The following is a 22,412-nucleotide window of genomic DNA, read 5'->3' as shown; positions in this document are numbered from 1 at the left end:
TCAAAACGGACGTCGCGCGTGGCATCTCCGATACTTCACGCCACCGCCGCGATGATCCAGAAGGAATTCATCGCGGCGAGTTGGTTGTTCGGCTGAACGCTTCAATTAAAAGCGGTAGTTGATGCCGAGCTTGAGCGTGTGCATGTCGAGCGCATTGTTCGCGGACCGGCCGTTCACTTCATTTGCGGTGCCGTCGTCGTATATCGTGGGTGCGCGCATAGGCTCATCGCAGATCGATTGCGGCAGTGTTCCAGCCGCACATCGGGCGGAGAAGCGAGGATCGTCCCTGATGTAGCCAATGATGGCGCCAGGTGTTGCCGAGGGAGCCGCAGCACCGGCTGCTGCCTTTTCAAACGAAAAGCTCTTGCTACCGAAGCGGGTGTAGCCGTAATCCGCGCGGATCGACCAGTGCTCGCTGACCGCATATTCCGCGCCGCCGCCGACGGTGAATCCGAACCGGTTCTTGGTATCTGTCTCAATGCCGACCGCTTCCGTCGTCTTGCCCAATGGATATGCCGGAGAGTTAGTGGAGCGATACTGCTGACGCGTTTGCGTTTCGCGCAACATGCTGAGACCGCCGGTGCCGTAGAGCATGAGCCGGTCGCTCACGGCATAACCAATGCGGCCGCGCACGCTCACGGTCCAGTCGATGTCGTACGCTGTCAGAGCCTGCAGCGAGCCTGCGGTAGCGAGCGTGCCTTCGGTGGAGCGCGCCATCTGCCGGCCCTGCATGTAGGTCTTGCTCCAATCGGCTTCGAGACCCAGCACCACACCGTTGCCAAGCTGCCAGTTATAGCCCGCCTGCAGGCCGAACATGCCGCTGTCGAAGTCCATGTCGGCGGATTCGGTTGCGGCGATGGCGTTTGACGAACCATCGGTTGGAGTCGTCGTGCCCCACGTGTGCGCCAGACCGGCGCCGGCGTGGAAGCCCGCATAAAGACCGCCCCAGTCAACACGGCCAGTGGAGTCCGGTTCGCCGTGGGTGAACAGCGACGGCACTTCAGGCAACGTATCGTCACCGCCGAATGTCTTGGTGAAGCTGGCATAGAAGGTGCGGCCAGGGCCTGGCTGCGCGACGAGGCTGAGCGGGTCGATATAGTATTTGTCGAACAGGTTTTCGACGCGCAGCGATGCCGTCAGGCTGTCGGTCAGCTTGTATTCCGAGAACAGGTCGACCAGCACATAGGGTTCCCACTTTATCGGCGCGATGAACTGCGATGCACCGACCGCGGTGACGTCGCCATGACCAATCGAGCGCGGACCGATGTACGATGCGCGGCCGCCGACCGTCAGCGTATCCTCGAACAGCTTCTGGGCAACGGTCAGATCGACGGTGTATTTCGGCTGCACATGATTGGTGGCGTAATCGCCGTAGAGCGTGCCGGCGCCGCAGGTATCAGCCGTGCGGCAGTATTCAACGTTAAGAAAATAGTTCGCGGCGAGATCCGCTGAGAAACCCTTGTATTCGTAGCGTCCGGCAAATTCCACGCCTTCGAATTTCGCCCGGTCGATGTTGTCGACCTGCAGCACGTTGTTGTTGTCGATGATCCTGAGATTACGCGCGAGATAATCCTGCACATCCCAATTGAAGTAGCCGAGCTTGACCATGCCGCGATCATCGGTTGACAAAAGGCCGTCGCGACGCAGGTTGGCGCCGAGCTCCCAGTTGTTGGAGCGTTCTGGCACCAAACCGTTCTGCGCCACCATGGTGAAGGCCGAACCGGCTTCGATGATGCTTGGCGAACGCAGCGTGCTCGAATAGTTTGCGTACAGCTCGACGCCGTCCATCGGCTTGACGATTACGCCGGCCGATGGGCTGAACCCGCCATCATTGGTTCGGTAGCCCATTTTGATCTCGCCGCGCTCGATCTGGCCGCGCTCCGAATAGGGCTCGAAACGATCCTGCATCCAGAAATGCGAGTAGCGTAGGCCGCCGTGCACGGTGAACCAGTCCAGCGGCGTGTATGCTACCTTGGTGAAGCCCGCGACCTCGTGGCGAACGGCATCGCGCGCGCCGATGATGTCCATCGCTTCGCTGTTGCGGCTGCCGCGCGTGTCTTCGGCGCGATATGAAAAGCCGTTGGTGACATCAATCTTGCCGAAGTCGAAATCGAATTTCGACAGGTTGGTGAGATCGCCGCCCCACATGTCGGTGTCGGAGCCGCTGCGGAAGTTTGGCGCGACAAGCCCTTTCTGCACGAACGCATAGTTGGTGAGGCGCATCGGATTGCGCAGTTCAAGGTGGCTCCAATACGCGTTGGCGTTCAGCTGGATCAGATCGTTATCGGCCGGATTCCACTGATGGCGAGCAGTGAACGTGTCAAGGGCAGTGCCTGCAGTCTGCTTCTGTTGAACGGCCTGAGTGCCAATGCTGCCAAGCGAAGACGCCATCCGATCACCTGCTTCACTGCGGAATCCGGTGTAGCCAAGCTGCAGCGTGTGCTCATCGGAGAGCTTGGCATTCATTTTTGCCAGCCATGACTCGGTACGCAACTGCGTGTTCAGCACTTCCTCGCCGGCGCGGTAGTTCGCCAGTCCACCGTTGACCATGAAGTCGCGATAGAAAAACGGGCAGGTTCCATCCGGATAACAGAACGGCCGATCGCCGGTGTTGGTCGGATTGGCATCGTTGCCCTTAGTGCCGGCGTGATAATTGCCCTGCTCGCGATAGGCGTAGCCCGCAACGACGTCGAAATTCTCGCCTTTGTATGCGGCAGCAATGCTGCCTGATCCGCTGGTGGGCGTGAATGTATTCGGCCGGTTCATGCCCGCCGCCGATGGCGTCGCGGTTCCGGGGCGCGCATTGGGATCGTTTAGTTCGCTAAGCGGATTGTTGAACAGGTAGCCAGCGCGACTGCCGGTGGTCGGCCCGGACGTGTTGGTGCCAAAGCCGCCTTTGACGCGCACGCCCCACGTGTTGCCATCCTTGACGATGTCGTCGGCGTTGATCGTGCGCATGGCCACGGAGCCGGCGTTGCCCCACGATGAAGCGTCAGAACCCTTGGTGATGTCGACGCCGCCGATCAGATCAGGATCGACGAACGAGCGGTTCGATAGTCCCTGATATCCCTGATAGATGGTGAGCGAATTTTCTGCACCATCGACGGTTGTCGAAACGCGGCCAAAGCCCTGCATGCCGCGGATATTGACGTCGATGCCTGCACCGCCATTGCGCGCTTCGCCCGACATTACGCCGGGTGTTCCGCGGAACATGTCAGCCGGACTTGCGCCGCGAAAGCGTTCAATGTTTTCAGCCGAAATGTGTGCGGTCGGTGCTGCGGTTTCATAGGGTGTGTAAACGGAGGTGCCCGCGATGCCACCACCCGACACATCGATAGTATCCAGCGCAATCGCACCATCGACAGCCGCACCGGCATCGGCGCCGCTGTTAGGATCGCTGATCGTCGCGACGTTCGCCGCGGTGAAGCTGAAGCTCAAACCGCTGCCGCTCAGCAGTTGGCTCAGCGCCGCATCGCGCGTGTATTGACCAGAAAGCGCCGGCGCCGACTTACCCGCTGTAAGCGATGCCGGATAAGCCAGCTTGACGCCCGACTGACGCGCAAACGCAGAAAGCGCCGATGTCAGCGGCTGAGCTGGAATATTGAAACTGATGGTGTTGCTCTGTGCAGCAGATAGCTGCTGTGCTTGCAGCGCGGGCGCCAAGGCCAGCAGCGACACGCTTAACATCGCCATCCGCGCAAAATGCTGCGGTTGGCGCCCCCGGTACGCAAACGACATTCAAACCCCCATACGCATACACATCGAGGGAGTTAGCCAGTGGGCTCGTGCCTTCCCTCACTGGCTTAGACGGGAAACCTGACGATAACCCTCAACAAAGATCCGCCGAAAAATTCACGATCGCTATGCGGCAGAAATAACCGTGACGAGATTTGACAACCGCATCACCCGGATCGGCAGGCCGGCCGCCAGCGCATCGAGCGATTGCTGAGGAGTTCTGAGATCCAGAACCGCGTTGACCTTCAGCTCGCGCACATCGGCATCCTGGATGATGATCCAGCCTTTGGAATAGGTGCGCAGAGCAGCGATCACATCTTCCAACGTTTCACCCTCGGCGATCAGCATCCCCGTGCGCCAGGCCAGAGCTGCTGCGGGGTCCTGTGCGACTGCGGCACCGATGCGGCCTGCACCGGAGACGAGCACCCTGTGCCCGGCCGACAGAATGACACTATCGGTTGCACGCTCGAACGTGGATTGCACCCGCACAGCGTTCTGGGCGACAAAGACGCTGACGCGATCGGATGCAAGGCGGCTGTCGACATCAAAGGCTGTGCCGAGCGCGGTCACGGTGGCGCCGCGCGCCGAAACTTCGAATGGACGGGCGGTGTCGCGCATGACCTCGAAATAGGCTTGCCCTTGCAGCAGCGCGATGCGGCGCAACTGCGGAGAATAATCGACATTCATTGCCGACATTGCATTCAGCACCACGCGCGTGCCATCGTGCAGATCGACCGTTCCGACTTCGCCGACCCCTGTCGCATGGTCGGCCATCAGCGGCCGCATGGCGCCGCTGGCCCAGTAAGCGCCAACGGCCCCGACCCCCACGCCGGCCAACCCGCGGAGCACCGTACGCCGGGACACCCGAGGCTTTTTGCGGCCGCCTAACCTGATCAAACCGCTTTCAGGATCGGCATGAAGATTGTCGGCATCGCGCCAAAGGGCTTCGGCCTCGGCCGCGGCGGCCTCGTGCTCGGCGCTCTGTGCGCGCCAGGTAGCAAAGGCCGTGCGATCCGATTTTCGGGCCGCGCCAGAATTCAGTCGAACGATCCACTCCAGCGCTTCGTTCGAAAGTGCCTTGGATGGATAGGTTGGTTTGGGGCTCATCCGCGGATCACGTTGCACGGTCAGTCTGTCATGTCCTCAGTGATATAGACGGGACCACGGCGCAAAACCCGTAATGCAACCTTCGATGCAGGTGGCCTGCAGGTCAGCTCTCTTCTGCGTCGCGCATGAGATCGCGACAATGAATCAGCGCACGGGTGACGTGCTTTTCGACCATGCTGATGGATATGCCAAGCGCCTGCGCCACCTCTTTGTGCGTGCGCCCCTCCATCCGGTTCATGACGAAAGCAGTCCGGCAGGAGGTGGGCAGTTCGTTGAGCAGCACGGCAAGGCGGGCTAGGCGCTGGCGATATTCAAATGCCACAGTTGGATCAACGGTCACCGCCAGCGGCGACAGATCCTCAACGTCGACGCGATAGGTCCATTCCACCGCACGCCGCGCCGTGAAATCGACGGCAGCATTGCGCGCCGCCGTAAACAGGTAGGCTCTCGGATGCTCGACAACGATGCCTTCGGCGGAGCGCCTTGCAAGACGCACGTAAGCGCTTTGCACGACCTCCTCGCCGTTTTCGCGGTCACCGACGAGACGGGCCGCATAACGCACGACCTCGGTGTGATAGTGCCGAAACAGATCCCCGAGCCATCGATGGATATTGTCAGCCACAGAGCAACCTCACGCCTCACATGGTACGGTAAAGCCCCTTCAAGCCGGGGCGCGGCATAGCGGAAAGCAGGCCAACAATCGATGCCGTCAGCCTTGAATGCGGGAAGGCAACGCCGATGCCGCACTTTGCATCTCCACAAATCCCATCAAAAATTTCTCTGCAACAATAAATATTTAGAGCGCTTCTATGCAGTTCCGGGCGGGCGGCCACATAACATGACTACAAGAGTATGATTATGCCTTGTTTTAGTGGTCTTGCCGCTGCGAGCGCGGCTGATCGCATACCGCCGGAGCCAGATCGATTGATCGCAACAAACCGAGCGCTCGTTGCCGCAAAGCAACTGCCTTGCTTGACAACAGGCAACTACAGCGTGCGCTATGCGTCCCGCTCTATCGTCTACTGCTGGTCGGGTTCGGGTGAGATCAGTCCGGGCCAATAGTGTGCATCGCTGGTCGGCCGCGCGCCGAAGATGGCCCGGCCGACACGCACAACATTCGCGCCTTCCTCGATGGCGATCTCAAAATCTCCGGACATCCCCATTGAGAGCTGCGTCAATGCCGGGTGAACCGCCACCGCGCGATCCCGCAGATCACGCAGCAACCGGAAGCAAGTCCGAACGCGTTCGACATCGGAACTGAATATCGCGAGCGTCATGAGTCCCTGCGGTTTCAGGCGAGGGAACTCGGCCAAGCGTTCGACGAACGGAATGACGTCCGCCGGTTGCAGCCCATACTTGCTCGGCTCGCCCGATGTGTTGACCTGCACGAACACATCAAGATCGCGCTCCTGCGCTTCAAGACGTCGGTTCAGTTCTTCCGCCAGCCGGAAGCTATCGAGCGCATGGAATTCCGATGCGAAGCGCACCAGGTACTTCACCTTGTTGGTCTGAAGATGCCCGATGATGCTCCAGCGGATATCGAGATCGGCAAGAGCTGCGTTTTTATCGCGCGCCTCCTGCAATTTGTTTTCACCGAAATCGCGGATTCCCGCTGCGAAGGCATAGCGCAGAACCGGCACCGGCACAGTCTTGGTGACCGGCAGCAACCGCACATCGTCCGGCGACCGCCCGCTGCGAAGACAAGCTGCGGCGATGCGAGATCTGACGTCCTGCAGGTTCGCAGCGAACGACGCAGTGGGATCCTCACCGAAACGCGCAATATCGTCAGCCGATAAATCGGCTCGTTGGGTCATCGTCATGCTGCATCCGTTCGTGTGTCAGCCAACTCGCGCATTACTTGTTCGCGTCCCTTGTTGCTCACACCATGTAGGACGCATTCGCGCGGCAGGTATGCCTATAAAACGCCGCACTCAGCTAAAGTGTATGAACAATCGCTGCGAGCGCGCGGTAAAGTAGGCGACCTACTGATGTCGCGAAGCGTCGATCAGATTAAGCGCGCTGTATTCTGCGGCCAGAAAATCGATAAATCCGCGCACCGATGGCAGCAGTCCGCGACGGGATGGAAACACCGCGTGCACAATGCCACCGGGCGGCGTCCAGCCCGGCGTGACGTTGACCAGCGCGCCCGATGCGATGTGCTCATCCGCCACCATCGATGGCAGCTTCACCACTCCGACCCCGGCGATGGCTGCTGCGAGAAGCTGAGCCATGTCGTCTGTGATGAGCCGTGGATGATGCGTCACGCGCACAGAGGCACCGTCAGCGCCGATCAGCTCCCACACATGCTTCGCCACCGCCGGAGCCAGATCGAGGCTAGGCAGCGCTGCAAGATCCGCAGGCACCAGCGGCAGCGCCATCCCCTTGACCAGCTCCGGACTGGCAACCATCCGTTGCGGACTTTCGCTCAGCGTACGCATCACGAGGTCGCTCTGCTCCAGTGGCGGGAAGCGCACGCGCAACGCAACGTCAAAGCCCTCGCCGATCACATCAACACGGCGGGACGTCGAAACCAGATCGACGTGAACGCGCGGAAACTTCGCCATGTAACGCGCGATCATCGTGCCCACTTCAAAACAGACCAACGCAGGCGGCGCGCTGACGCGGATGACACCCTGCGGTTCGGAGCGCGACCGGTCGATCACGTCCTGCGCCGCCTCGGCCTCGACCAGCATCGCCACGCAGTGCCGGTAATACGCCTGCCCCAGCTCCGTTACCGCGAGCTTGCGCGTTGAGCGCTGCAACAGGCGCACGCCGAGCCGCTCCTCCAGCTCCTGAACCCGGCGGCTCAGCTTCGACTTAGGGATACCCAGCGCCCGGCTGGCGGCGGCAAAGCCACCATGCTCCACCACCGACGCAAAATAGTAGAGGTCGTTGAGATCCTGCTGCATGCACTATCGTCCTATATTTGGGACGGTGTGGTCAATATGTGCCTGCTAGCGAATTAATCGTCCCGTCGATAGGTATATCGGCAACGGAGATGCCCACCGGCATCCCCCACCAATCACCAGCAGGAGAAGTGCCATGAGAAAGATTCTCGGCATCTACAGCGCCCCGCGTCAGCACTGGGTCGGTGACGGCTTTCCGGTCCGCACCGTGGTCTCCCACCACGATCAGGGCCAGCACGTCAGCCCGTTCATCATGATGGACTACGCCGGACCCGCCGTTTTCGGCCCCACCACGCAGCGGCGCGGCGTCGGCGCCCACCCGCACAAGGGGTTCGAGACGGTGACCATCGTGTACGACGGCGAAGTTGAGCACCGCGATTCAGCCGGTGCCGGCGGCGTCATCGGACCGGGGGACGTGCAGTGGATGACGGCTGCCAACGGCATCGTCCATGAGGAGTTCCATTCCGATGCATTTGCCCGCAAGGGCGGTGCATTCGAGATGGCGCAGCTCTGGGTGAACCTGCCCGCGAAGGATAAGTCCGCGGCCCCCGGCTATCAGACGCTGCTCGCGTCCGACATCCCGGTCGTGGAACTGCCCAACGGTGTAGGCCGAGTTCGCGTCATCGCCGGCAACATCGATGCTGCCAAAGGTCCTGCGCGGACGTTCACGCCCATCAACATCTGGGACGTGCGTCTGAACAGGAACAAGACAGCGACCCTCGATCTGCCGGAAGGCCACACTCTGACGGTGGTCGTGCTTTCGGGCACTGTCGAGATCAACGGCGAAGAAGTTGCACGCGACGCACAGACCGTCGTGTTCGCTTCGGAAGGCGGCAGCATCACCATCGAAGCCAATGGCGATGCCAAGCTGCTGGTGCTGAGCGGCGAGCCTATCAACGAGCCCGTCGTCGCCCAGGGCCCGTTCGTGATGAACACCGTGGGCGAGATCAAGCAGGCGATGCTTGATTTCCAGCACGGCAAGTTCGGCGGCATCGCTGCTGTCGAGCACGCCTGACGCAACTGCGGTGCTCCGGATGAAAATCCGGGGCACCATCCTCGCGCCGAATTCCCCCTTCATCATTAAAGACCCAGAAGGAACCTGCTATGGCCCGGGCCTACAACCGCCTTGACCGCGACAACGCCGTCGTGCTGCTCGTTGATCATCAGTCGGGGCTGCTGTCGCTGGTGCGCGATATCGAACCCGACAAGTTCAAAAACAACGTGCTCGCACTGGGCGATCTTGCGGCCTACTTCAAGCTTCCCACCATTCTGACGACCAGCTTTGAAGATGGCCCCAACGGCCCCATCGTTCCCGAACTGAAGCAACAGTTTCCCAATGCACCCTTCATCGCGCGGCCGGGACAGATCAATGCCTGGGACAACGATGATTTTGTAAACGCCGTGAAAGCCACGGGACGCAAGCAGATCATCATCGCCGGCGTCGTGACGGAAGTTTGCGTGGCATTCCCCACTCTGTCCGCACTCGCTGAGGGCTATGAGGTGTTCGTTGTCACCGACGCTTCGGGCACGTTCAATTCGATCACACGTGACAACGCATGGGACCGCATGTCGGCTGCCGGTGCTCAGCTCATGACTTGGTTCGGCGTTGCCTGCGAACTGCATCGCGATTGGCGCAACGACGTGGAGGGCCTCGGCGCGCTGCTGTCGAACCACATCCCCGACTATCGCAACCTCATCACCGGCTATACCGCCGCAAAGACCGGGCGCTGAATATCGACCCAACTGGATCAATCCGCTGGTATCGGCGGATTGATCCCCGCGGAATGTACACGCCCTCTGCAACCGCCGTGATTATCGGCGTGTAGCCTGCCAAAGCACGAGGCGCGGCACTTGCAACCGTCTTCGCCACAGCCGCTGGGCAAACCCTGTCTCATCTGTCATGACCTCAGTCTCGCGGCGGGCTACATTCCCGCTTGCCGAACTGACATTGTCCGTCGGCCCGTTTCCAGCAAGACCGGTTGCGTTGTATGGCCCTTAACTTCAAAACCGACATGCACTTCAGCTACGGCATCCCCACCGTTATGGCGGATGGGATCGCGCGGCTTGTGGCGCCCAATGCCGGACCGCTGACGTTCAAGGGCACAAACACGTATCTTGTCGGAACCCGCAGTCTGGCCGTGATCGATCCGGGTCCGGAAAGCGCGGTGCATCGTGATGCGATCCTTGCCGCAGCGAATGGACGCCCGATCACGCACATCATTACCACCCACGCCCACCGCGACCACACCGACGGCATCAACGCCCTGGTGGCAGCAACCGGCGCACGCACGTTTGCATTTCGGCGCGCTCAACTGACACCCGAGCAAGGCGGCGATCCCCATGCGGAGTTTGTCGGGCACGATTTTATGGCGGACGTGCACGTCGCCGATAACGACCGCATCGCCGGCGAAGACTGGGCATTGACAGCGCTACATACGCCGGGCCATGCGCCGGACCACCTCTGCCTTGCGATGGAAAATCAGCCGATCGTTTTTTCTGGCGACCACGTGATGGCATGGAACACATCGGTTATCGCGCCGCCCGAAGGCCGCATGTCAGATTATCTGCGTTCTCTGGAGCGGCTGCTGACACGCAACGATGCCCTGTTTCTGCCGGGCCACGGCGGGCGCATCGAGGAACCCAAGCGCGCGGTGAAAGCCTATCTTCTGCACCGCAAGTGGCGCGAGCAGGCCATTCTGGAAGCTATTCGAAAAGGCGCATCAAGCGCGCGCGCACTGCTGCCGATTATCTATCGTGATCTCGATCCAGCAGTGATGGGTGCAGCGATGATGTCGCTGCGCGCGCACATCGATCATCTGGCCGAACGCGAACTCATCACCGTCAGCGACGGTTCTTCGATCGCCGATTGCGAGGTTCGTCCTCTTTAGGTTCCTCGGCTTGTTCGTTGCGCGCGGACGGAACGGACGACTCCATCGCAACAACGATTTCCTTTAGCAGCACGCGCACCCGTGCGGCGTTGAATCCCAGATCATGTTTGCCATAACGCCAAGCTGAACGCACATCGACCCGCGCGTGCTTTTCCGTGCCTGAGACACGGATAGCGATGTCTTCTTGCAGCCCCAGAATTAGCGTGCGATCCGCCACTTCAATGAAGCCTGGGCGCTCAACAGAGTCATCGGGCGGCTGCTGATGGATGATCGGCAGCTTCAGCCGCCTCAAGGCCGCAATGACGAGCTCAAAAACTTCGTCGGCAGGCCTGTCGATTTCAATCGGCCGAATATCCGGATAGGTCGCAGCCTGCTTGCGCGCAAAGGATTCCCCCACATACGCAACCGAGTTTGCATCGGGCGCGCGCAACTTCGCGATCTCGGTAAACGGCGGCGGATCAGCGGTGTCGGTCGTAACGTCGTAGATGCTTGGCAGGCCATCATACTTCGGCAGGAAAATAAGCGGCCAGAGCATCAGGGCCAGACTGACAAGAATGGCGAATACAGCGCGGGACGTTCCGGCGCGTCCGGTACGCCAGATGCCGATGATCGCCAGCACCGCGAAAATGATCGCAAGCCCGGCGCCGAGAAACGCAACCGCCGCAAGATTGAAGGCAATGGGCGTGGGCAGAGAAAAGATTCGATGCAGGAATGCCGCTGTGAACAGCAACACAGCCGAGAATACCGCGATGCGGCTGGTCCAGCGGCCGAAGAAGGAAGGCGCGGAGTGTGGCGATCTCATGCGTGACACCGCAGGCAAAACGCGATGGCCGCTGCCGGGCGCGGTGCTTCAGCGGCTGAAAAAAGTGCAGGCGCGGCGGAGGTCATGCAAGGTCAGCCATCAGTTAGTTGCCAACGACATCGGCGTCGGCGTTTCCCCAAGGTGCAAGGCAGGCAACCTTAATCGAGAATCAGCCCCGATGCAGCGATGCGCCCACAGCAAAGTGGACCTCCACGCGCGGCCCTCAAACGTGCTGGCCGCCGTTGATGTGCAGCTCCGCCCCGTGGACATAGCTCGACTGCTCACTGCACAGGAAATAAATCGCGCGCGCCACTTCCTCCGGCGAACCAAGCCGATGCATGGGAATCTGCTCCTCCACGATCTTGCCCGTGCCCGGCGAAAGGATTGAGGTGTCGATCTCGCCCGGCGAGATGGAATTGACGCGAACACCGTCGCGACCGAAATCGGCCGCCATCTCGCGCGTCAACGCCGCCAGCGCCGCCTTTGATGTTGCATAGGCAGACCCGGCAAACGGATGCACGCGTGTGCCGGCAATCGAGGTGACATTCACCACTGCCCCGCCCGCTTTCGCCAGTTCACCGAAAAGCCCACGCGCCAGCATGATCGGCGCGAAGAAATTCACCTGAAACACCTCGCGCCAGATCTCGTTTGAGGTGTCCTTTGCCCCCAGACGCTGGCCGCCCGGTGCCTTGGGGCTGATGCCGGCATTATTGACCAGCGCATCCAGATAGCCGCCTTCATCGGCAAGGCGCGCGCGCAAGTCTTCGATGGCGCGCTCGGTGTCCTGCGGATCAGCAAGATCAACCTGCAGATGGTTTTCACACCCCATCTCCCAGGGGCATTTTTCCGGGAAAGCATGGCGCGAACAGCTGATGACGCGCCAGCCCGACGCCGCAAAACGCTGCACGGTGGCGTGCCCGATCCCGCGCGAGGCGCCGGTCACGACCAGTATTTTCCGCCTGCGCTTTTCGTTCGTCGGCATGCCACCTCTTTCCCGCAGCCGCCACATATGACGTCAGCGGATTTGACCGTAGATTGTGACCGGGTCAAGCCACGACCGTGCGGAGCATGACTGCCATGCTACTGCGCGCCGCACTCAACGTCAGTACAGTCTCAAGGGTAAAGGCGGGCTCAAGGGTAAAGGCGGGTTTTCGACCACTCCGCACCGGGCTCCGGCCGCGTGAACACCACGCGCTCGTGCAGCCGCGATATGCGTGCGTGCCAGAACTCGATCTGCACCGGCGTGATGCGGAAGCCGGACCAGTGCGGCGGGCGGGGAACTTCCCCAAGCAGATACCTGGCGGCCTCGCCAGCCACGGCCTTTTCCAGCGCAAAGCGGCTTTCCAGCGGCCGTGACTGCTTCGATGCCCAGGCGCCAATCTGCGATGTGCGGTGCCGGGTTGCGAAATACTCGTCGGCTTCCTCGGCCGTCGTTGGTGTAACCGGGCCGCGCACACGAACCTGCCGACGCAAGCTTTTCCAGTAAAAATCGATCGCCGCGTGCGGGTTGGCCTGCAGCTCCTGGCCCTTGGCGCTCTCGTAGTTGGTGAAGAACACGAATCCGCGACCGGGATAGCCGATCGGATCGACGGCCTTCAACAGCACCATGCGCACGTTGGGATGGCCCTGACTGTCGACGGTGGCCAACGCCATGGCGTTGGGGTCTTCCGGCTCGTGCTTGGTCGCCTCCCGCAGCCAATCTGCGAACAGGGCAAAGGGTTCATCGGCAGCAACGAAATCGCCGGGCTCTACTACCGCCTCGGCGGCGGGGCGCAGATCACTCACGTCGAAACCTCAATGCAAGAAGTTTTTCTCGGTCGAGACACGCGTTCAGTCGAATTTAACCAAGCCGGAGCATAGTTGTCACAGGTCGCGCCAGTCTTTGCGTGGCAGTTGCGTAGGTTAGATTCAAGTGAGCGTCATGAGTCAGCACCCCTCTGTAGTAACGCTTACCGCCGTTGTCACCACCGGCATGGTTCTGTTTGCAGCAATACTGATGGCTCCAGCCACGGCCTTCGGCAGCGAGCAGTGGGAAACTTCGGTCAGTCGCGAAGGAAGCGCCGCACCGGCTCCGGCGGCCGCTTTGCCTGAAACTCCAGGCATTTCGATCCTGTCCCAGACCGAAATCAGTGTGCCCAGCGCGCGCTATCAACTGGATGAAAAGGACGAAATCGCCGCACTGGAACGTATCCAATATGCGCTCACCGAGGTGGGCGACGGCAAGACTTATGTCTGGCGCCGCTGGCATGGAAAGCTCTCCGGCCTTGTCCAGCCGACAGCGTCATTCAAGGACAGCAGCGGCAAGATTTGTAGACATCTCATAGTTTTAATGACCAACGGCCCGACATCGAAGCGCCAGGAAGGCATCGCCTGCCGGTTGCCCAGCGGCCGTTGGCAATTGGACGGCTGACCCGGCGGTAACCCCCTTCCCGCATGGCGATCAGCACAAAGGCCGGCCCCGAGCCGGCCTTTGACTTTCTACCTGCGGGCAGCCGCCCATCTGGACCCACCGTTTCATTTGTGTAGGATGCGCGCCGAACTGACCGGGCGATAACCAGGAACTATAGAGAGAGACCCATGACGGAGCCTATGCCGAGCGCAGGGGTTGCGAAGGGCAACCTGTTGGCTGGCAAACGCGGCCTTATCATGGGCCTTGCCAACAACCGTTCAATTGCCTGGGGCATTGCCCGCGCCGCTGCTGACCAGGGCGCTGAGCTTGCCTTTACGTATCAGGGCGACGCGCTGAAAAAGCGCGTGGAGCCGCTGGCCAAGGAACTTGGCTCGAAAGTGGTGCTGCCGTGTGACGTCAGCGATGCCGCATCGATGGATGCCGTGTTCGCTGAGCTAGAACGTGTCTGGGGCAAGCTCGACTTTTTCGTCCATGCCATCGCCTTCTCGGACAAGGCTGAGCTGGACGGCCGCTACGTCGATACCACCGAGAAGAACTTCACCCAGACGATGCTGATCTCGTGCTACTCGTTCACGGCCCTTGCGGCCCGGGCCGAGAAGCTGATGCCCGAGGGCGGCTCGATGCTGACCCTCACCTATTACGGCGCCGAAAAGGTCATGCCTCACTACAACGTGATGGGCGTGGCGAAGGCGGCGCTGGAGGCCAGCGTGCGCTATCTGGCGGCCGACTTGGGCAAGACCGGCATTCGCGTCAATGCGATCTCGGCTGGCCCGATCAAGACGCTGGCCGCTTCAGGCATCGCCGACTTCCGCTACATCCTGCGCTGGAATGAGTACAACTCGCCCCTGCGCCCGGACTGTCAGCATTGAAGATGTGGGCGGCTCGGCGCTTTACCTGCTTTCGGATCTCTCCGGCGGCGTTACGGGTGAAGTGCTGCACGTCGATAGCGGCTATCATGTTCAGGGCATGAAGAACGAGGACGCCCCGGACATCACGGTCGCCAAATCCGACGAGAGCTAAACGCCCGCAGAAGAGCAGCTTTTAGTGATGCGCGCCGGGGTTACGATCTATTTCATCCGCCACGGCGAGACCGACTGGAACGCCCAGTCGCGCTATCAGGGGCAGGCCGACGTGCCCCTGAACGATAAGGGCCGCGGTCAGGCCCGGCGCAACGGCGAGATGTTGCGCGCGCTGGCACCTGAAACCGGCGCGCTTCCCTTCATCGCCAGCCCCCTGCAGCGGGCGCGGGAGACCATGGAGATCGTGCGATCGGCCATGGAACTGCCCGCTGAAGACTACAGCCTCGATCCACGCCTGAAAGAGATCAATTACGGCGCCTGGCAGGGCACGCTGGCGGCGGATCTGCCTCAGGTCGATCCCGATGGACTCGCAGCGCGCAACCTCGACACGTTCAACTGGCGTCCGGAGGGCGGCGAAAGCTACGCCGACCTTAGCCAGCGCGCCGTGGGCTGGCTGGACGGCATCGAGCGTGATTGCGTGGTTGTCGCCCACGGCGGCATCAGCCGGGTGCTGCGCGGGCATCTCTACGCACTGGAACCCTTGGCCATCCCCGACCTCGCCGTTCCGCAGGATCGCATTCTCATTCTGCGCCGCGACGGCATGGAGTGGATTTAGTTTTAACTTGGGCGCGGCGACACCCCTGCGGGCGCCGGCCGCCGCGCGCGTAAAAGCTAGATCGGTGCTACCAGACATATGCCTCGGCACGCCGTCATCCCGACGAGGTCAGGAGCCACGCCAGTTTCCGCATCTGCGCCTGGTGTAGTCGGGCAGCATGCTGCCTCAAAACCTTTCTCGTCATCCGAGTGTAGGGTGTCACCCCTTCCCGTGTCCGGCGGCTGACGCCCCAATCCTTCTCAGTGTCCGGCGGCCGCGCGCCCCGCAGGAGTGTCGCCGGACACAAAAGAAAGAGCCGAAGCAGCGGCTGCCTCGGCTCTTTCCCGTTTTGGTGCATGACACCACTCGGTGACAGTTGCTCAGGCTGCCATGGAGCAGTGTTTCGGGCAGTCCGTTCCTCTCGGAGGCCCTAAACGCTTTTACGCAGTTTGCGCTCACGCAACCCGGCGCTTGTGGCGCCGTTGATCCTGAAACAGCAAAAGAAACCAGAAGTCCAAGGCAAGCCTTGTGATGACTGGAGGTTTCACCACCCGGAGGTGGCCCATGCAGGTAGCCGCTTATCGCGGAGGCGATATGCGACCGGGCTGCTGCTTCAATGCGATCAATCGCGAAGCACGACGCGATACCCCCCCCACTTAAACTGCGTCGCGCTCGTCTGTCACGGTCTTTGCCACCTAGCGCACTTGCGAGGCCTCGCTTGCACTCCTAAGACTGGCACAACTGCCACTGGGCAAGTGTTGCACACACAGCCGCTTTTTCGATCTTCAACGCGGCTACAGGCGATGTCACACAACACTTTCGGCCATTTGTTTCGTGTCACGACCCTGGGGCGGAGCCACGGTCCCGCCTCGGCTGCGTTGTGGACGGTTGTCCACCGGGAATTCCGCTTGAGCCATCCGAGATCCAGCAGTTCCTGGATAAGCGCCGCCCGGGCCAGTCGCGCTTCACAACCCAGCGCAAGGAGCCCGATGAGGTCGAGATTCTTTCCGGCGTGTTCAGCGATGGAGAAGGTCGTCAGGTGACGACCGGCACACCGATCTCACTAATGATCCGCAACGTCGATCAGCGCTCGAAGGACTACGGCGACATCGCCAGCAAGTTCCGGCCCGGTCACGCCGATTACGCCTACTTCAAGAAGTACGGCATCCGCGACTATCGCGGCGGCGGTCGCTCATCGGCGCGCGAAACCGCAGCGCGGGTCGCCGCTGGCGCGGTTGCGCGCAAGATCATTCCCGGCGTACGCATCCGTGGCGCGCTAGTGCAGGTCGGCGATATCAAGGTCGACCGCTCGCTGTGGGACTGGGACGCCGTCGACGCCAATCCGTTCTTCTGTCCCGACGCTGCTACCGCCGTGAAGTGGGCCGACTATCTCGATGGCATCCGCAAATCCGGCTCATCCATCGGCGCAGTGATTGAAGTCGTCGCCGAAGGCGTTCCGGCAGGCTGGGGCGCACCGCTCTACGGCAAGCTGGATCAGGACATCGCTTCGGCGATGATGAGCATCAACGCGGTGAAGGCTGTCGAGATCGGCGCTGGCATGGCAGCTGCTGAACTGACCGGCGAAGAAAACGCTGACGAGATCCGCGTCGGTCACGATGGCGAGCCGTGTTTTCTTTCCAACCACGCGGGCGGTGTTCTGGGCGGCATCTCCACCGGCCAGCCGGTCGTGTGCCGGTTCGCGGTGAAGCCGACGTCATCCATTCTCACCCAGCGCAAGACCATCGACATCAACGGCGAAGAAACCGATGTGATGACGAAGGGGCGTCACGATCCGTGCGTCGGCATCCGCGCGGTTCCCATCGGTGAAGCGATGATGGCGATCGTGCTCGCCGATCATTTCCCGTGCCACCGCGCACAGATCGGCTGACATCAGCCACTCTGCGCAATCGCACATAATTCGTACGCTGTCGTGGTGTGCATGCACGCGCACGCACGCCGCGTAACGATGCGAAAATTTGCAGTGCTTATCGACAAAATGTCACACGCGAGGCTAGCCAAAGTTTGGTCGCTGCGTTATCGTCAAGAAACTGAAGCTCAAGAGAAATCCCAACACTGACGTTGCGGCCGGCATGGCCAGCAGCGCCGCTCTCGGCTGCGAGAGCATGCGCTTGCGTCTTGCGTGCCCCGCGCGAACGAGAGCGCTTGCCTGTTTTCAGGACAAGCACCGGACTTGGCCGCTTGACGCGTGGGAGGCGTGAGACTGTGTTGAGACTCGACGGACGTCGACAGATTTCGCTTTTGAGCAAAGCCGTCATCGAGCGTAGCTCGCCGGAAATACGTTACGCGATGTCGCGCCCTCGGTTCCGCTCATCGCGCGCGACAGCTTCGTGGCCGAAACCGCGGTGAAGATGGAGCAGATGCAGGCGACGCTGCGCCTGCTGTCGCGCGACATGTCTCAGCTTGCCGGTGCTGTCGCCGATCTCCAGAAGGCGACCGAGGACGAACGGCATTATCGCAATTTCCGCATGGGCGAGCAGCGCAGCCGGCGAAAGCAAGCTCGATGAAGTGCTGCGCAAGTGCCGCGATCTGAAGGCGCGGCTGGACCGCATCGAATACACGTCGCCCCGGGGCGACTATCACGCCTACACCAGCTTCGAAGCGATAAGCCGTAAACTGGCGGAGTTCGACACCTTCCGCGCCTACGCCCAGCGCATAGAGCGTTCGATGACCACGCGCGCCTGGCTGTTAAGCAGCATCGTCGCGGCTGGCGCTAGCGTGTTGGTGGTAGCGGCGCGACTGGCGAGCCAAAAACTCACCCAACCAAGCCGGGGCGCGGAATGTGCCCCGACGCAAGCGCGCCATGTTAAGCGCCCGGGTATCGGTGAGCGCTCGGTTCAACACACGCTGTTAAACGCGTTCGGCCCACAGGTCGTAATCGTCAGCCTGCGTCACGCGCACCGAAACGATCTCGCCGGGCTTCACGTCGGTGACGCCGTTGAGGAACACGCTGCCGTCGATCTCCGGCGCATCCCACTTGGAGCGGGCCAGCGCGCCCTCATCATCGACCTCATCGACGATAACGTCGATCTCGCGGCCGACAATCTTCGCCAGCCGCTTCTCGCTGACTTCCTTCGCCGTCTCCATGAAGCGATGCCAGCGCTCGTCCTTCACTTCCTGCGGCACCGCGCCTTCCAGATCGTTGGCGGGCGCGCCATCAACCGGCTCGTAGCGGAAGCAGCCAACGCGCGCCAATTCGGCTTCGCGCATCCAGTCGAGCAGCAGCTCGAAATCTTCATCCGTCTCACCGGGGAAGCCGACGATGAACGTGGAGCGGATGGCCAGATCAGGGCAAACGTCACGCCAGCGGCGGATGCGCTCCAGCGTCTTCTCCTGATTGCCGGGGCGGCGCATCGCCTTCAGTACCGCGGGCGAGGCATGCTGGAACGGGATGTCGAGATAAGGCAGCAGCTTGCCTTCCGCCATCAGCGGAATGACGGTATCGACGTGCGGATAGGGATAGACGTAATGCAGGCGCACCCATGCGCCCAGCTCGCCCAGCGCCTCGCACAGCGGCAGGAAGCGCGCGGGCAGCGGCTGCCCCTTCCACTGGCTTTCGGCATACTTGAGATCGAGACCGTAAGCGCTGGTGTCCTGACTGATGACCAGCAGCTCCTTCACACCCGCCTTCACCAGGCGCTCGGCCTCGGTCATCACATGGTTTGACGGCCGGCTTTTCAGGTCGCCGCGCAACTGCGGAATGATGCAGAAGGTGCAGCGGTTGTTGCAGCCTTCGGAAATCTTCAGATACGCATAGTGGCGCGGCGTGAGGCGCAGGCCTTCAGCGGGCACCAGATCGATAAACGGATCATGCTTCTGGCGGCGCGGCGGCATGCACCGCTTCGACAACCTGCTCATACTGATGCGGTCCGGTGATCGCCAGCACGCCGGGATGGGCTTCGCGGATGCGCCCTTCCTCAACGCCGAAACAACCCGTGACGATGACGCGGCCGTTCTCGGCCATCGCCTCACCAATGGCGTCCAGGCTTTCCTGCTTGGCGGAATCCAGAAACCCACACGTGTTCACCACCACCACGTCGGCGCCCGCATAGTCCGGCGCCACGCGATAGCCTTCCGCGCGCAGCTTGGTCAGGATGCGCTCGGAATCGACCAGCGCCTTCGGGCAGCCAAGCGACACGAAGCCAACGGTTGGCACATGGCCGCGCTTCTGATCAGCCGGCGGGTTTTTGTCGAGCGATATTGTCAGGGCCGGGGCTCTAGCACGGCCTGAACGGGCGCGCGAGAGCGCTCTTTATGCGCTTGGCAGGAATAGAAAGCATTTCTTGTTCGTTCCGGAACGTTTGGCCGCACCGATAGGTTGTAGTGAGCTGACACTGGAACCACAGCCATGACCGCCGATCGACTGCTATCCCTGGCCGGCCTTTTCCTGTCCTTCGGACTGGTGGCCTCAATCGTTCTCGCCCTGGTTTAAGACGCCCCTCCGGGAGCCCCGCAGCGATGGCGGCAGTCCCGGTATTGCAGCGGAAACGCGGCCGAGCGGTTAATCGACGGTTACTTCAGGGCGACCTTCATCAGCACCGGCACCCTCATCCTCCAACGCCGCAGCCATCGCGTCCTCCACCTTTTCCAGCCAGATCAGCTCAAGCTGCTTGCGCGTTTCCTCGGACAGATCCTCGATGTCCTTACGGTTGCGCGCCGGCAGCATCACGCGCCGGATGCCCGCACGCGCAGCCGCCGCAAGCTTCTCCTTGATGCCACCCACCGGCAGCACCAGCCCACGCAGACTGATCTCGCCCGTCATCGCCGTATCGGAGCGCACCGGCCGGTTGGTCATCAACGATGTGAGCGCCAGAAACATCGCAACACCCGCTGACGGACCATCCTTCGGAATTGCACCGGCCGGAACGTGGACGTGGATGTCGCTGCGTTCGAACAGCTTTTCGTCGATGCCAAGCTGCGCCGAACGGTTCTTTACGATCGACAACGCCGCCTGCACGCTTTCGCGCATCACCTCGCCGAGCTGACCGGTGAGGATCAGCTTGCCGTTACCCGGCGTGCGCGTGGCTTCGATAAACAGGATATCGCCGCCCACAGGCGTCCATGCCAATCCGGTTGCCACGCCCGGTACCGACGTGCGCATCGCCACTTCGCTTTCAAACACCGGCGCACCCAGAATGGCGTGCAGATCCGGCGTGTCGATGCTGATGGTGCTGCTCTCGCCTTCTGCAACACGCACGGCGGCATTGCGCAAAACCTTGCCGATTTCGCGCTCAAGGTTTCGCACGCCCGCTTCACGCGTATAAAGGTTGATGATCTCGCGTAACGCATCGTCGGTCAGTTCAACCTGATCGGACTTCAGGCCGTTCGCCTTGAGCTGACGCGCAACCAGATATCGCTTTGCGATATTGAACTTCTCCTCCGCCGAATAGCCAGAAAGATGGATCACCTCCATGCGATCGCGCAGCGGCCCCGGAATCTGGTCGAGCACGTTCGCCGTAGCGATGAACACAACCCGTGACAGATCGAACGGCACCGCGAGATAATTGTCGCGGAACGTCCCGTTCTGCTCGGGATCGAGCACTTCAAGCATCGCCGCGCGCGGATCGCCCTGCACGCCCGAACCCAGCTTGTCGATCTCGTCCAGCATCATCACGCAGTTACGCTCCCCAGCCTTGCGGATAGCCTGAATGATGTTGCCCGGCAGCGCGCCGATATACGTACGGCGGTGCCCGCGGATTTCCGCCTCGTCATGCACGCCGCCAAGGCTCACGCGCACGAACTTGCGGTTCATGGCGCGCGCGATCGATTGGCCAAGCGATGTCTTGCCCACGCCGGGCGGTCCGACGAAGCACAGGATCGGCGCCTTGCCCTCCGGCGCCAGCTTGCGCACGGCCAGAAACTCGACGATGCGCCGCTTGATCTTGTCGAGGCCGTAATGGTCCTCATCAAGAATGCGCCGCGCATCCTTGATATCGATCGGCGTCTCTTCAGGCAGTTTCCACGGCAGTTCGATCAGCCAATCGAGATAGGTGCGCGTCATGCCATAATCTGGCGACGCCTCCTGCATGCGCTCAAGCCGGCGCAGTTCCTTGCGCGCAGCGTCTTCCACCTCCTTGGGCATTTCTGCCTTGGTGATGGCTTCCGACAGATCCGCGATATCCTGCGCCTTGCCCTGCTCGCCTTCACCGAGCTGACGCTGAATGGCTGCCATCTGCTCGCGCAGCAGCACCTCGCGCTGGCGATCATCCAGCGCGGCTTTGGTCTGGCGGCCAATCTCATGCGACAGCCGCAGAACTTCGATGCGATGGGCAAGCAGCGCGGAGACCTTCTCCATACGCGCCGAAACATCGACCGTTTCCAGGATTTCCTGCTTCTCCAACGCGTTGAGATCCATGTACGCGGCCGCCATATCGGCGAGCGCACCGGGTTCGCGCACGCTCTGCACCGCAATCAACATCTCCTGCGGCGCCTGGGGCAGAAGCTCCAGCGCTTCGACGGCCTGCCGCTGCAGGTTCAAGAACCGCGCCTGAATTTGTGCGTTCGTTTCCTGCGGATCCGCGATGCGCTTCACCCGCGCGACCAGAAACGGCCAGCCGGTGAGAAATTCCTCGATCTGGAAACGCTCATCGCCCTGCACGACAAGATGATGCGAGCCATCCGGCGCCGTCACATAACGCACAATGTTAGCCACTGTGCCGATGCGATGCAGATCGATCGGCTGCGGAACAGCGGCTTCGCCGTCGCGCTGCATGAGAATGCCGACCTGGCGCTGTTCGCGCACACCGTACTGCGCAGCCGCGACCGAACCGGGACGACCGACAGCAACCGGCAACACAACGCCGGGAAACAGCGTCATCTCGCGCACAGGAATAATCGCGATCGCATCCTCCGGCAGCGCAGGCATATGCGACGGCAGCGAGCGCCCACCGCTATCGGGGGCCGCGCTATTCGTATTGGTATTCGGAGCGTCC

Annotated in this window: 15 protein-coding genes and 3 pseudogenes; 8 read left to right on the top strand and 10 right to left on the bottom strand. The window is 61.5% G+C overall.

Annotated elements, in window-relative coordinates; translation table 11 throughout:
* Window positions 1-105 precede the first annotated feature (105 nt).
* From QEZ49_RS07095 to QEZ49_RS07075, 5 genes are all read right to left on the bottom strand, one after another.
* Entirely contained in the window at window positions 106-3,693 is a 3,588-nt protein-coding gene (locus QEZ49_RS07095) for a TonB-dependent receptor (protein ID WP_280385480.1), read from the bottom strand.
* 168 nt (window positions 3,694-3,861) lie between these two features.
* Window positions 3,862-4,842: a FecR domain-containing protein gene (locus tag QEZ49_RS07090; protein WP_280385478.1), complete on the bottom strand. Its 981-nt coding sequence runs from the start codon at window positions 4,840-4,842 to the stop codon at window positions 3,862-3,864.
* Window positions 4,843-4,945: 103 nt separating this feature from the next.
* On the bottom strand, window positions 4,946-5,464 hold the full coding sequence (locus QEZ49_RS07085; RefSeq protein ID WP_280385476.1) for a sigma-70 family RNA polymerase sigma factor: 519 nt from the start codon (window positions 5,462-5,464) through the stop codon (window positions 4,946-4,948).
* A 397-nt stretch (window positions 5,465-5,861) separates the two neighbouring features.
* Window positions 5,862-6,662 carry a YggS family pyridoxal phosphate-dependent enzyme gene (locus tag QEZ49_RS07080; protein WP_280385474.1) on the bottom strand — a complete coding sequence of 267 codons (801 nt, stop codon included), beginning with the start codon at window positions 6,660-6,662 and terminating at the stop codon, window positions 5,862-5,864.
* A 162-nt stretch (window positions 6,663-6,824) separates the two neighbouring features.
* Window positions 6,825-7,751, bottom strand: a complete 927-nt coding sequence (locus QEZ49_RS07075; RefSeq protein ID WP_280385472.1) for a LysR substrate-binding domain-containing protein — start codon at window positions 7,749-7,751, stop codon at window positions 6,825-6,827.
* Between the two features lie 133 nt (window positions 7,752-7,884).
* Between QEZ49_RS07075 and QEZ49_RS07070 the strand changes: the two genes are divergently transcribed.
* The 3 genes from QEZ49_RS07070 (at window position 7,885) to QEZ49_RS07060 (ending at window position 10,636) form a co-directional block, all read left to right on the top strand.
* On the top strand, window positions 7,885-8,763 hold the full coding sequence (locus QEZ49_RS07070) for a pirin family protein (RefSeq protein WP_280385470.1): 879 nt from the start codon (window positions 7,885-7,887) through the stop codon (window positions 8,761-8,763).
* An 89-nt stretch (window positions 8,764-8,852) separates the two neighbouring features.
* Window positions 8,853-9,479, top strand: a complete 627-nt coding sequence (gene ycaC / locus QEZ49_RS07065) for an isochorismate family cysteine hydrolase YcaC (protein ID WP_280385468.1) — start codon at window positions 8,853-8,855, stop codon at window positions 9,477-9,479.
* A gap of 257 nt (window positions 9,480-9,736) precedes the next feature.
* Complete coding sequence (locus tag QEZ49_RS07060; protein WP_280385466.1) at window positions 9,737-10,636, top strand: MBL fold metallo-hydrolase; 900 nt, start codon at window positions 9,737-9,739, stop codon at window positions 10,634-10,636.
* Here the strand turns inward: QEZ49_RS07060 and QEZ49_RS07055 are convergent.
* The 3 genes from QEZ49_RS07055 to pdxH all read right to left on the bottom strand — a co-directional run bounded on the left by QEZ49_RS07055 (window position 10,590) and on the right by pdxH (window position 13,223).
* Complete coding sequence (locus QEZ49_RS07055; RefSeq protein WP_280385464.1) at window positions 10,590-11,438, bottom strand: DUF1499 domain-containing protein; 849 nt, start codon at window positions 11,436-11,438, stop codon at window positions 10,590-10,592. The genes QEZ49_RS07060 and QEZ49_RS07055 overlap by 47 nt on opposite strands.
* Window positions 11,439-11,661: 223 nt before the next feature.
* The gene (locus QEZ49_RS07050) at window positions 11,662-12,420 is read right to left on the bottom strand and encodes an SDR family oxidoreductase (protein ID WP_280385462.1); all 759 of its coding nucleotides are present in this window, start codon (window positions 12,418-12,420) and stop codon (window positions 11,662-11,664) included.
* A 149-nt stretch (window positions 12,421-12,569) separates the two neighbouring features.
* Window positions 12,570-13,223: a pyridoxamine 5'-phosphate oxidase gene (gene pdxH, locus QEZ49_RS07045; RefSeq protein ID WP_280385461.1), complete on the bottom strand. Its 654-nt coding sequence runs from the start codon at window positions 13,221-13,223 to the stop codon at window positions 12,570-12,572.
* Between the two features lie 136 nt (window positions 13,224-13,359).
* Between pdxH and QEZ49_RS07040 the strand changes: the two genes are divergently transcribed.
* From QEZ49_RS07040 to QEZ49_RS07020, 5 genes and pseudogenes are all read left to right on the top strand, one after another.
* Window positions 13,360-13,848: a hypothetical protein gene (locus QEZ49_RS07040; RefSeq protein WP_280385459.1), complete on the top strand. Its 489-nt coding sequence runs from the start codon at window positions 13,360-13,362 to the stop codon at window positions 13,846-13,848.
* A 167-nt stretch (window positions 13,849-14,015) separates the two neighbouring features.
* Window positions 14,016-14,868: pseudogene (fabI, locus tag QEZ49_RS07035) on the top strand (enoyl-ACP reductase FabI).
* Window positions 14,869-14,895: 27 nt separating this feature from the next.
* Window positions 14,896-15,483, top strand: a complete 588-nt coding sequence (locus QEZ49_RS07030; protein WP_280385457.1) for a histidine phosphatase family protein — start codon at window positions 14,896-14,898, stop codon at window positions 15,481-15,483.
* A 782-nt stretch (window positions 15,484-16,265) separates the two neighbouring features.
* Window positions 16,266-17,350 (top strand): annotated as a pseudogene (gene aroC, locus QEZ49_RS07025) (chorismate synthase).
* A gap of 460 nt (window positions 17,351-17,810) precedes the next feature.
* A complete protein-coding gene (locus QEZ49_RS07020; protein ID WP_280385455.1) occupies window positions 17,811-17,987 on the top strand; it encodes a hypothetical protein in 177 nt (58 codons plus the stop codon).
* 343 nt (window positions 17,988-18,330) lie between these two features.
* Here the strand turns inward: QEZ49_RS07020 and rimO are convergent.
* Together rimO and lon are read right to left on the bottom strand one after the other, a co-directional pair.
* Window positions 18,331-19,636 (bottom strand): annotated as a pseudogene (gene rimO / locus QEZ49_RS07015) (30S ribosomal protein S12 methylthiotransferase RimO).
* A gap of 345 nt (window positions 19,637-19,981) precedes the next feature.
* Window positions 19,982-22,345, bottom strand: coding sequence for an endopeptidase La (gene lon / locus QEZ49_RS07010; protein ID WP_280386003.1), 2,364 nt, complete (start codon window positions 22,343-22,345; stop codon window positions 19,982-19,984).
* Window positions 22,346-22,412: the final 67 nt, after the last annotated feature.

It is taken from the genome of Hyphomicrobium sp. D-2 (assembly GCF_029872155.1).
Taxonomy (GTDB): domain Bacteria; phylum Pseudomonadota; class Alphaproteobacteria; order Rhizobiales; family Hyphomicrobiaceae; genus Hyphomicrobium_A.
This window is presented reverse-complemented; position numbering and strand designations above follow the sequence as displayed.

Coding starts and splice junctions, on each gene's coding strand:
- QEZ49_RS07095 (WP_280385480.1), bottom strand. CDS start 3,693: ATGGCGATGTTAAGCGTGTCGCTGCTGGCCTTGGCGCCCGCGCTGCAA.
- QEZ49_RS07090 (WP_280385478.1), bottom strand. CDS start 4,842: ATGAGCCCCAAACCAACCTATCCATCCAAGGCACTTTCGAACGAAGCG.
- QEZ49_RS07080 (WP_280385474.1), bottom strand. CDS start 6,662: ATGACGATGACCCAACGAGCCGATTTATCGGCTGACGATATTGCGCGT.
- QEZ49_RS07075 (WP_280385472.1), bottom strand. CDS start 7,751: ATGCAGCAGGATCTCAACGACCTCTACTATTTTGCGTCGGTGGTGGAG.
- QEZ49_RS07070 (WP_280385470.1), top strand. CDS start 7,885: ATGAGAAAGATTCTCGGCATCTACAGCGCCCCGCGTCAGCACTGGGTC.
- ycaC (WP_280385468.1), top strand. CDS start 8,853: ATGGCCCGGGCCTACAACCGCCTTGACCGCGACAACGCCGTCGTGCTG.
- QEZ49_RS07060 (WP_280385466.1), top strand. CDS start 9,737: ATGGCCCTTAACTTCAAAACCGACATGCACTTCAGCTACGGCATCCCC.
- QEZ49_RS07055 (WP_280385464.1), bottom strand. CDS start 11,438: ATGAGATCGCCACACTCCGCGCCTTCCTTCTTCGGCCGCTGGACCAGC.
- QEZ49_RS07050 (WP_280385462.1), bottom strand. CDS start 12,420: ATGCCGACGAACGAAAAGCGCAGGCGGAAAATACTGGTCGTGACCGGC.
- QEZ49_RS07040 (WP_280385459.1), top strand. CDS start 13,360: ATGAGTCAGCACCCCTCTGTAGTAACGCTTACCGCCGTTGTCACCACC.
- QEZ49_RS07030 (WP_280385457.1), top strand. CDS start 14,896: ATGCGCGCCGGGGTTACGATCTATTTCATCCGCCACGGCGAGACCGAC.
- lon (WP_280386003.1), bottom strand. CDS start 22,345: ATGCCTGCGCTGCCGGAGGATGCGATCGCGATTATTCCTGTGCGCGAG.